At 55.5% G+C, this 9,705-nt stretch carries 10 protein-coding genes; 6 read left to right on the plus strand and 4 right to left on the minus strand.

Annotated elements, in window-relative coordinates; genetic code table 11:
• From I8N54_RS20040 to I8N54_RS20060, 4 genes are all read left to right on the plus strand, one after another.
• Complete coding sequence (locus I8N54_RS20040; RefSeq protein ID WP_140197667.1) at window positions 1-360, plus strand: plasmid mobilization protein; 360 nt, start codon at window positions 1-3, stop codon at window positions 358-360.
• A complete protein-coding gene (locus I8N54_RS20045) occupies window positions 326-1,585 on the plus strand; it encodes a relaxase/mobilization nuclease domain-containing protein (protein ID WP_140197666.1) in 1,260 nt (419 codons plus the stop codon). Before I8N54_RS20040 ends, I8N54_RS20045 begins: the two co-directional genes overlap by 35 nt.
• A 336-nt stretch (window positions 1,586-1,921) precedes the next feature.
• Window positions 1,922-2,323, plus strand: a complete 402-nt coding sequence (locus I8N54_RS20055; RefSeq protein ID WP_197097715.1) for a hypothetical protein — start codon at window positions 1,922-1,924, stop codon at window positions 2,321-2,323.
• An 86-nt stretch (window positions 2,324-2,409) separates the two neighbouring features.
• A complete protein-coding gene (locus I8N54_RS20060; RefSeq protein ID WP_140197663.1) occupies window positions 2,410-2,982 on the plus strand; it encodes a super-infection exclusion protein B in 573 nt (190 codons plus the stop codon).
• Between the two features lie 8 nt (window positions 2,983-2,990).
• Here I8N54_RS20060 and I8N54_RS20065 read toward each other — a convergent pair whose 3' ends face one another.
• Both I8N54_RS20065 and I8N54_RS20070 read right to left on the minus strand, forming a co-directional pair.
• On the minus strand, window positions 2,991-3,788 hold the full coding sequence (locus I8N54_RS20065; protein ID WP_140197662.1) for a short-chain dehydrogenase: 798 nt from the start codon (window positions 3,786-3,788) through the stop codon (window positions 2,991-2,993).
• 10 nt (window positions 3,789-3,798) lie between these two features.
• Window positions 3,799-4,599: a replication initiation protein gene (locus I8N54_RS20070; RefSeq protein ID WP_198571767.1), complete on the minus strand. Its 801-nt coding sequence runs from the start codon at window positions 4,597-4,599 to the stop codon at window positions 3,799-3,801.
• A gap of 744 nt (window positions 4,600-5,343) precedes the next feature.
• On the opposite strand from I8N54_RS20070, the gene I8N54_RS20075 reads away from it, so the two are divergent.
• Together I8N54_RS20075 and I8N54_RS20080 are read left to right on the plus strand one after the other, a co-directional pair.
• Window positions 5,344-5,646 carry a BrnT family toxin gene (locus tag I8N54_RS20075; RefSeq protein WP_231592788.1) on the plus strand — a complete coding sequence of 101 codons (303 nt, stop codon included), beginning with the start codon at window positions 5,344-5,346 and terminating at the stop codon, window positions 5,644-5,646.
• Window positions 5,630-5,914 carry a CopG family antitoxin gene (locus I8N54_RS20080; RefSeq protein WP_140197660.1) on the plus strand — a complete coding sequence of 95 codons (285 nt, stop codon included), beginning with the start codon at window positions 5,630-5,632 and terminating at the stop codon, window positions 5,912-5,914. Before I8N54_RS20075 ends, I8N54_RS20080 begins: the two co-directional genes overlap by 17 nt.
• Before the next feature lie 1,266 nt (window positions 5,915-7,180).
• Here the strand turns inward: I8N54_RS20080 and I8N54_RS20090 are convergent.
• Entirely contained in the window at window positions 7,181-8,005 is an 825-nt protein-coding gene (locus I8N54_RS20090) for a hypothetical protein (protein ID WP_140197658.1), read from the minus strand.
• 3 nt (window positions 8,006-8,008) lie between these two features.
• Window positions 8,009-9,475, minus strand: a complete 1,467-nt coding sequence (locus tag I8N54_RS20095; RefSeq protein WP_140197657.1) for a type IV secretory system conjugative DNA transfer family protein — start codon at window positions 9,473-9,475, stop codon at window positions 8,009-8,011.
• Between the last annotated feature and the right edge of the window lie 230 nt (window positions 9,476-9,705).

The raw sequence follows: 9,705 nt of genomic DNA on the forward strand, positions 1-9,705 counted from the left end.
ATGGCCCGCCCGAAGAAGGACCCAACCGAACGCCGCACCGAACAGGTGAACATCCGCCTGTCCCCCGCCGAGCTGTCCCTCCTTCAGCAGAAGGCGGATGCGGGCGGGCTGTCCCTCACAGCGTTCGTTCGGGCTGCTGCCGAACGAAAGCCCGTACGTGTCGCGGCCACCTCCGACGACTTCGAGCTGCGTCAGGAGCTGCGGCGCATCGGCGTGAACCTCAATCAGATAGCCAAGGCGCTCAACACTCGCAAAGAGGCCCTGCCTGCCTCGCTCGTGCGGTCCTGTGAGCAGCTAGAGGTTATCTTCGACCAGATGCTTGGCCATGATCGTCAAAGCCACTCAAGGCGCGAGCTTTAAAGGCGTCGGGGCCTACCTGCTGCACGACAAGGGCGCGGCCACGTCCGAGCGCGTGGCCTTCGTCGAGACCGCCAATTTGCCGACCGACGACGCCGCGCGCGCTATCGCTCACATGATCGACACAGCCACCCATGCCGATGCCCTAAAACGAGCCGCAGGCGTGAAAGTTGGCAAGGCCATCGACAAGCCCGTCTATCACTACTCGCTCGCCTGGCACCCGTCCGAGGCCCCAAGCATGGCCGACCAGGTGCAGGCCGCGAGGGATACGCTCAAGGCGCTCGGCATGGCCGACCGTCAGGCGCTCATCGTGGCGCACAACGACACCGACCATCCGCATGTGCATGTCGTGGTGAACCGTGTTTGTGCCGAGACGGGCCGCGCTGCCTCGACTGGCAACGACCGCCTCAAACTGTCCAACTGGGCGCTCGCCTATCGACGGCAGCAGGGCATGGAGCATCTATGCCCCGCGCGGGCGTCCAATGATTTCCGCCGGCGCGTGGGCGAGTTCGTGAAGGACGCTAGCCCAACCCGTCAAACCTACCTCGAATGGAAGAAGGCGCAGACGGCGGAGCTGTGGGAACAGCATCGCGCCGAGACCGCCGCCATGAAGCCCGACCGCAAGACGCAGTTCGAGGCTCTGTGGCAGCAGAAGGAGGCCCGCTTTGCCGCCCGCCGTGCCGAGGTCAAAGAGCTATGGCGTCCCATTTGGCGCGACGTGTTCCGCCGCCAGAGGGACGAGCTGGAAGCCTACGATCGCCGCCTATCCGTGCGGCTGCGTCATGCCCGCCGCCTTTCGGGGTCCTCGATCATCAAAACGTTCCGCGCCGTGGTGAACGACCAAGTGCAACGAGCAGACTTCATCAAGACGCAGGAGGCCGAGCGCAAAGCCTTGGCGTCCCGTCAGGGCCAGACCGTCAGGGATGCAGGACGCGAGATAACGAAGGCATGGCGACATGACCGCGACCAACTCCGTGCCGCACATCGAGCGCAGGACACAGCCCGCTACGAAGCCACGAGGGGTAAGGTAGACGACGTCTGGAAGCGACAGCAGAAAGATGAGCAAGCAAAGGGCGAAGAACACGTGGCCCGCAATCCGTCCTCGGTCTTGAAGGACTTCGACAGGAAAAAAGACCCTGAGCGGGTGAAGGCAATTCGTGAGCGAACACGAAGCAAGGCCCGCAAACGAACCCGAAAACGCGGCGATGAGGGGAGAACACTGGACTAGTGACCGCGTCCCTAACTCTCGGAAGCGATAGCCTTGGTTCTGGATCGAATGTTCATCCGATTCCCTGCTGTTTCGGCGGCACTTGCCACTATCCGAAGCTCGCTTATGAACTCTGAGGTCGCCTTTTCGTCATTGTTTGCTAACATCATGGCATATGCGGTGTGCAACAATCCCAGTGAGATATCCAAAGGCAAATCACGCTCGCGGCAAAGCTCCATAATGTATCGAAAGTGAATATCTCTTTCGTAATCGGTGCAGAAAGGTTCGGTAATTTTATCTAGCCAGCTTTGAAATTCAAAAACATCCATCGCCAATATTAGCATAAGGCAATCTCATATGTCCAGTAATGACGATGAAATGAAGCTCCATACTGATACTTATCATGCCGAAATAAAGAGACTTCGGAATGAGAATGCAATAATTGAAAAGCAGATTCAGAGATGGAAAGCTGACAAGGGTCTGAAGCCATCGGATAGCAAGTTCTTGGGGGCTGCCAAAACGGAGGCTGAAATACATAAGGCCGCCAAGGAGAAAGCGGACAAAGTCATTGTGGAGCAGCGCAAACTAGACAAAGCAGGTTTAACAAAAGAGCAACAAGATAAGCTCTTAAGGGACTTCGATGGAGAGAAGGACCCTGCGCGGATGAAGGCCATCCGTGAGCGAGCGCGGAAGAAGGACCTAGAGCGGCAACGGACATTGCGTAGTCGAGGCGGCGGCGGGCGCAAGATGGATATGTAACAAGGGAAGTTAAATCCGCCAAAACGCAGATTTTATTTCCGATTTTTCTATAGCACCTTGTGTCGAGGTAGAGGAGACGTGCTCTATTGGAGTGGTTTAGCCAAGCTTTTCAATTCGTTAAGTCGCCGCGCTTGGCGTTTGTCGTATTTGTATGCTCTGCGGCACTAATTTTTATTCCTTTTGATCGTCTTGGTGTAGATAAGCCAATATTTGCAGAAAACTACGAATCACAGATTGTGATAGCAGCTATTGCGTCAGCCGCAGTGCTTTCATTGGAGCTGGTCTCTACGATCTGGCGAATAATACAGTGGCCGTATCAAAGATTTAGAGCCAAGCAAGCAAGGAAAAAATCAAGCGAGAAAGCATTCTATTCCCTTAATCTCAACGAGCTATGTGTCTGCTGGGCTATGACCCAACAGGGAGTGGAAACCGTGTTGGCATACTATAACTCTCCAGTAATCGTATCGATGCGCCATAAAGGCGCTCTACGTGCGGTTCCCGGCATGGGTAGCTTGACGGAACTTCCACACGCGATGCCAGAAGAGCTTTATAACTTAGTTAAAGAGCGCGGGTTATCTCGCTTCCCCGATGATTTTCGCAACTCACCGCGGTTCGAAGATGAGGTTCGCCGAATGTATCATGATGCAATAGACTGGTGAGTAAATTATTAGGGTTCTGTGCTGGGTGGTGCTTTGAATGTCTTAATAATTTCAGAAAATGCCTTTTGTCTTTTTTTCTCCTCCCTATTTTTTCGGTCCTCTTCAAGGATTATAAAGATTGATTCTCTCATAACGTCGAACCACCCTAAACATGTGTCCTCGTCTAGCTCGTGAATGCCAACACTAAGTATGGAGTAGACGTTTCTATTCTCCACAAGAAAATCTGGAAGATAGCTTTTTAACTGAAGAATCTTCTCTTCCATTCTGAGTTTGTAGAAATCATCATCTTTCCATCCCTCCTCGCCTTTGTTAGATTCGAAATGGGAGTATATAAGTCTTTCAAAAACTCGCCTTAGATAGACAAATGAACCCACCCCAGAACCATGTGCTGCCAATCCAATAGCCTTATGGAGTTCTTGAGAATCTATTCGTTCCATATCTTTTCGATATGGTTTGATCTCGTCCAAAGAAATATCAGCAAGAGATGGAAGCTGTCCTATTTTTTTGCCTGTCGTTCCGTCTTTTATAAAGTAGTAATAGTATTTATGATTAGTTTGACGTTGGCAATCCAGTCTAATCACCTGAACTCCCTTAATTCTTTCATGAATATACTGGTTGCTTACTACAGGGGCCATTATTCTGTTTATTTTAAACGGTACTGTTCTTCCGCACCAGACACAGTGACCATCAATATTCCCTTGATCCAACCCAAGGTTAATTAAGCTATCCATAATATGGCTTATGTCGCATTGGGTATACAGCGGGGTGCTAAAGAAGAATTCTTCAGGCGTTGTCACTTCTAGCATCGTATCATTCCTAATGCTTGGAATCGTACCAGTATATAAAGTCGCTGTAGGGCTGGCCCTTGTTTTCTTTGGACCATTCCAGAAAAGCGGACTGACGTTCTGTCGCTTTGGCTTCTTCTGTCAGTGGCGGCGCGGAGCCGTCGCCTTGGTCCTTGTGTCGAGCGGAGCCATGGCGTTCATTTTGTTCGTCGGTCACTTCGGCTGCGCGGATATCCTTCCATCGCCAGTCAAACCGCACCGACCCGATGGAGCGGCCAAATTTGACTGGCATGGCCGTCACTTCGACCGTTCCAAAGTCATTTATTTCAGCGATGGCGGGTGTGAGGACGTAGCGTGAGAAGTCATACCATTTTGAGTACTTGCCGCGCAGGTCAAAGAGCGTCTGTAGCTCGGGAAGAGTATACTCCCACCATGTTTGCCCCATGCGTTTCTTGTCCGCGAGGGCCGCGTACAGGCGGCGGGCGTGACCCTTGAGACGATAGGCGGCAGTTATCTCGATTTTGGCAAAGGTCTTGGGCGCACGGATGGCCGCGATGGCCGCAGGGGGGATAAGGAGCCTTACCTTGGAGCCACCCTCCGTCATCTCCCATTGGGCAAGAACGACCGCGCCCCACTCAGTGTCCTTGTTCCCTCCCTCTAGCTCAACGCCCATCAGCCGCCGAAGGCACGATTTGAGCCACACATTATCGGAGCGGCCCTCAGGGTTACGTAGCAAGCGGGTCGGTATCTCTAGCCACTTCGCATCGGGATAATTTGGAGGTAGGCGCAAGCGGTCAATCTCATGGGCCACACCCCACAGCACCGTCAGCATGGCAGGCGTGATCTCGACGTTCGAGGCCGAGGGGATGAGCATTGAGCTTGAGACGGTTAGCGACTCCATTCCGCAAGCTTAACGGTTTCACGAACGGAAGCCATAGGAAGATATTCCGCTCAATTCTTCCGCTTTAAGCCCTCCCTACCTTCCGCTCGTACCCTCCCTACTTTCCGTCGATGCCCTCCCTACCTTCCGCTCGTACCCTCCCTACCTTCCGCTCGTACCCTCCCTACTTTCCACTTTTGCCCTCCCTACCTTCCGCTTTTGGTCCATAGTGTCAGTGTCGTAGTGGAGAGTGTGAGGACACTCACACTCAACACTCGACACTACGACACTGAAAAATTAGAGGCGGCTACGCCGCCCTATGCGGAATCGCCCGAAGGGCGATACTCTGGCCGCCATATGCAGCCCTACGGGCTGCGCGCGGCCTCGGTTCGCTCTAGCTCACCAAAGGAACAGACGACGTGCCTTGGTTCATCGGAAGCGCCATTCGCTGAGAGATGCCTGAGCCAGTCGTGAACCTGTCGCAAGGGGTGGGTGCTCGCCATGCTCGGGGCATTGCCCCTGCGCGTGGCTCCGCTCCCGCTACGCGCCCTTGCAACAGAACCCCGCCCGTCTCCGAGACGGCATCAGCGAAGGCGGCTCCGAAGGAACAGGCACTAACCACAACCGCCAAACCCTTGGCTCAAAGGTAGGAATGTCGTCTCATTGATTTTGTACGTACAAATGTTATACTAAGCTATGAATGAAGTGGTTTTTGAAGGGTTCGACTGGGACGATGGCAACTGGCCCAAGTGCGGTAAGCACGGCATGACCCGTGCGGAGATCGAGGAGGTGTTTCTCAACACGCCCGCGATCAAACCGCATCCCAATCACTCGCAAGTCGAGGAACGGATGAAGGCCATCGGAAAAACTGACGAGGGACGGGCCGCCTATGTGTCGTTCACCCTTCGACCGTCTAGAGCTGGTGGTGCCCTCATCCGACCCGTTTCAGCAAGATACATGCACCGAAAGGAGGTGAAGAAGTATGAGCAAGACAACTAAAACCGATAAGCCCCTGCCAGTGCACACGACTGACGAAGCCGCGCAGGCGTTCACCGATGAAGCCGACTTGTCAGAGTACGATCTGTCAGGATTTCAACCTGTCACGTTCACACTGGGAAAGAAGGACGCGCGCCTAGAGATGCGTATCTCGCAGACCGAGCTTGAGACCTTGAAGGCCGAAGCCAAGCGACGCGGCATTCCGCACTCGCGGCTTGCGCGGGCCTTCATCGAGCAAGGACTTCGCGCCCTGCCGCTCTCCCCTCGCTAAAATGCGGTAAAGCTACCGTTGCCTGTAAAAGGATCGAGGCTAAGAATCCTTTTTTACAAGGGTTCTTTGGATATGCTGGAAGGAGAGATTTCGGTAATTCTACCGCAAAATTATTGACGAGGTTACCCGCCACATGTCACTTTCAGGAAGTGAGGGAAGCTGGTGCTCCTGCAAAAGATACCAGCAACTTTCATGTGGCGGGGGCACTCGCCTCCAGTTTCGGCGGAAGGGGACTGATACCCCTTCCGCCTACACATCCCTAAAATCCGACATTCAGCCCTATAGGGTCAACGTAAATTTTTCACAAAATGTGAGACACTTACAGTTGACTGGGGAAAAAGCTTTTGCTGCTTCAGCCTCTGTGGTGTGGCTCAGGCCCATGATTTATAATTGATTGCCTTAGAGTTCACTCTCGTTGCGACCTGAACAGACGCACAGGCCCCACGCGGGAGCGAATAGAGGGGCCGAAGTGTCCGACCATCGGGAGGCTGTCCCTGTTCGGGGCGGACCTTGGGGCCATAGGAAGCCCGTAGAGGCGTTCTAGGCCCCTGCCCTACCCTTGCCCCCGAAGAACGACCAGAAGCCACCAGAGGGCGATTTTTGGGCCTCTGGTGCGGGTGCAGGCGTTAGCCGGTCTTGAAAGTCTTCAAGGCGAGCTTGTGCCGCTCGCCTGTCAGCTCCCTCTTGATCGAGCCTCGACCGCAGGTCTGTGACCGTCTCTTGCATGTCCGACAGCCGTGCCTCTGCCGCATCAAGAGCGGCCTGTAAGCGGGCGTTTTCGATACGATTTTCGGTGTTCGCCTCTGTGTTCGGGGCCGCGTTCGGTGTTCGGGACAACTGCGGTTCGGCCCTGTTCAGGGGGAACACCCTGTCCATCTCGGACGGGTCGATTTCCCATCGCCCCCGCGCATCCTTTGATGCGCTCAAGCGCCCTGTATTCAAAGCTTCTGATAGAGTCGACTTCGAGACCTTATAGGTCTGCGCAGCCTTGTTCAGAGATAGTTTCATAGTGGTTCTGCCTCTCGTTCGGTGTTCGGGACGGCCTCTTGTTCGGGCCTGTTCACCGAACATCTTGCCACATTCGCAACGTTTGGCAAATGCCCAAGCAGGGCAGGGGCTGGGTCAAGGAAAATAGGACCGACTGGACCGCATTTTCCTTGAGGTCGACCATGACTGAACAGCCTACCGAACGACCCCGAAAGCCTTGTCTTTCGGGGTCTGCCATGCGGCGAGCGGAGGGGAGCGCGAGGGGAGGAACCCCCCTCGCTACAAGTTCAGCAGAATGAGAAACACGCCGAATAATACGACCACGATGATTGCGGGGCGCCATCGTGGTCCGCTTTCGGCAATCCTCTCAACGCTCTGCTGCCGCGCTTCTTCCTTGGCTCTTTCTTTTTCGTTCCGTGTGGTTGCCATAGCAGCCGTCTTGGCTTCTTGAGCTGCTGCAGCCTTGTTGATTTCGGTAGTGATGACGTGAGAGCGGACATACTTGCGGACAAGCGTTGCCGCTTTTTCGCTCAGCTCACGTTCGGGTAGAGGTGAGAACTTGAAGCGAGGCGGCATGTCTTGGAGCGCGTCGCGTATCTCGTCAACTGGGATGAGCTCGTCGTTCTGGATAAGGTCTTGCCATGGTGCACACACGCGGCGGGTATAGTCGAGCATGGCGTTGAGCCGATTCATTACCGTGAAGACTTGGTCTTTTTCGCAATGGGTCCTTACGGCAACTACGCGCTCACCTGTTGCAACATTGACTGCTGCGATATGGAATAGGGGTGGCTCTTCAAGTATACGAGTACGGCTCGGCCCTTTGCCTACAAGGGCATTTGGCTGACGGCCATCCCATTGATGGGCGTTTACTATTTCGAATGTCCCAAGATCGTAGACGCTATGCTCGCCAAGCTTTCCCTCGCGTAAGCTTAGGGTGAAATCTCGGACTATTTCATTCTCCACGAATATCTGCGTCGTATCGACCGATGAGTGGTACGGCGTTGTCTCCAGCGTAAGCAAATATGAGGTGACCTCGTACGTGACTTTGGGATTATCGCTTTCTAAGTCCAATGTGAGCTTGTCACGCGGGTACTCAACCAACATACGTTACACCTCAGTATGCAAAAGACGCTCTATGTAGGCGGGTGGCTTGCCCGCCATCATGACGAATTGCCGACCAGTGTCACGCCCGCCATAGAGGGCGATTTCAAAGGGAGCGAGCAACGGGACGGTGTTGCGGGTCTCAGACGACACCCGCGCGCCGCTTGTCATGGCGGACGGGGTAGGGCGGTTGTCTTGCGTTTCGGTGATTTGGCGCGTGCCGAGTGTACGGGAGATGTATTCCAGCGTCGTTGCGTCTGTGTTCCCGAACGCCTGCACGACGCCTGCATTGCCAATGAAGGTTTCCCATGAATCGCGATAAAGGGTGCGCAGTTGGGACAGGTCCTGCAACACCGTCCATAGCTTGACCCCGTAGCCTGCCATGAGGCCCGCTGCGGCCTCAATTTGACGCATATAGCCGAGCTGGGGAAACTCCTCGAGCACGAACAGGACAGAGGGGGCCGTGTCCTTGCGTGGGGCAGGCAAGGCCATCGGCTCGCGCTCGAGTGCAGCGAGGGCGAGTGTCAGGACCACCCGTAGCCATCGAAAATGCGTCGCCATGCGCGATGCTGGCAGCACAAGGTAGATTGTTGTCGGTGTTCGCTTGAGCTGGCGTAGCGAAGGCATCGAGGGCAAGCCGATGCTACCCAAATGTTCGGTCATAGGGTCGCCATCAAGAAAAGCCGTTTGTTCGACGGCCGTGGAGACGATGGAACCCAGCTCGTTTGGGGGTTTACCGTCCATCGTTCCGCCGACACCTGCCACTACACCCCCGAAGTCGTCGGGATAGTCCTCCACCATTTCCGTGAACCGTTCGGACAGGGACATCGGTGCATCGGCGTCCGCGTCGTCGGGAGCGCGGAGCGGGGAATTGACCAGTTTGCGGAGAAGGGTCAGCGATGCGGCATCGGCGTTTTTTGCCAGCATGTAGAGGATGAGGCCGCGCAGCAGGTTCTTGGCCGAGAGCGACCAGTGGTCGGAATTGTCGCCCTTGGACGGCAGGATGAGGGCGTCGGCGACGATGCTGGCATTATCCACGATGTCGCGGGGGTCGCCCTCGCGGATTTCGGCCAGAGGGTTGAAGCCGACGCGGTACTGCGCCGCGGGGCCTTTCACCTCCTCGAACGGGTCGAGGATGTAGACAGCCTGTCCCATGGCGGCGCGGGCGTCGGCGGTTTCCATCGCCAGCTCGCCTTTGGGGTCGATGCACAGGACGGAGGACGGCCATCGTTTCAGGTTCGGCTTGAGACAAGTCGAGGATTTACCCGCGCGGGATCCGGCGACCGTCAGCAGGTGCCTGTCATCCGTCACCCCGACGAGCTGGCCCGCGTGTTTTCCAAGGAGGATAGCGCCTTCCTCGTAGGGTAGGAGCTGGGCGATATTTGCGTCCGTCATCCACTCGGCGGCAGGCGGCTTTTCCTGACGTGCGCGTCTATGACCACGGGGCAGTTCGAGCGGCTTCTCTGGTGACATAGACAATCGGGCCTCGCAGTTTTTCTGGATTAAGGCTTTGTTAGTCCTTAGCTGTCAAACTGTAGGGTAGCGAGATATGTTTTTGCTATGCAAAAACTCTCGGTCAGGGGGCCTAGCGCCGCCCCCCAACACCCCAGCTTGAACCGCCTGAGGCGGTGAGAGCGTGTCGCCGCTCAACCACGACCAAGGGTCTGCCCTTGGATGCAGAAAGGACCGCAGGAACAGAGACC

It is taken from the genome of Pelagovum pacificum (genome assembly GCF_016134045.1).
Lineage (GTDB): Bacteria > Pseudomonadota > Alphaproteobacteria > Rhodobacterales > Rhodobacteraceae > Oceanicola > Oceanicola pacificus_A.

What these genes read in the sequence shown, in the direction of transcription:
- I8N54_RS20040 (WP_140197667.1), top strand. Translation starts at nt 1, where the DNA reads ATGGCCCGCCCGAAGAAGGACCCAACCGAACGCCGCACCGAACAGGTG.
- I8N54_RS20045 (WP_140197666.1), top strand. Translation starts at nt 326, where the DNA reads ATGATCGTCAAAGCCACTCAAGGCGCGAGCTTTAAAGGCGTCGGGGCC.
- I8N54_RS20055 (WP_197097715.1), top strand. Translation starts at nt 1,922, where the DNA reads ATGTCCAGTAATGACGATGAAATGAAGCTCCATACTGATACTTATCAT.
- I8N54_RS20065 (WP_140197662.1), bottom strand. Translation starts at nt 3,788, where the DNA reads ATGCTAGAAGTGACAACGCCTGAAGAATTCTTCTTTAGCACCCCGCTG.
- I8N54_RS20070 (WP_198571767.1), bottom strand. Translation starts at nt 4,599, where the DNA reads ATGCTGACGGTGCTGTGGGGTGTGGCCCATGAGATTGACCGCTTGCGC.
- I8N54_RS20075 (WP_231592788.1), top strand. Translation starts at nt 5,344, where the DNA reads ATGAATGAAGTGGTTTTTGAAGGGTTCGACTGGGACGATGGCAACTGG.
- I8N54_RS20080 (WP_140197660.1), top strand. Translation starts at nt 5,630, where the DNA reads ATGAGCAAGACAACTAAAACCGATAAGCCCCTGCCAGTGCACACGACT.
- I8N54_RS20090 (WP_140197658.1), bottom strand. Translation starts at nt 8,005, where the DNA reads ATGTTGGTTGAGTACCCGCGTGACAAGCTCACATTGGACTTAGAAAGC.
- I8N54_RS20095 (WP_140197657.1), bottom strand. Translation starts at nt 9,475, where the DNA reads ATGTCACCAGAGAAGCCGCTCGAACTGCCCCGTGGTCATAGACGCGCA.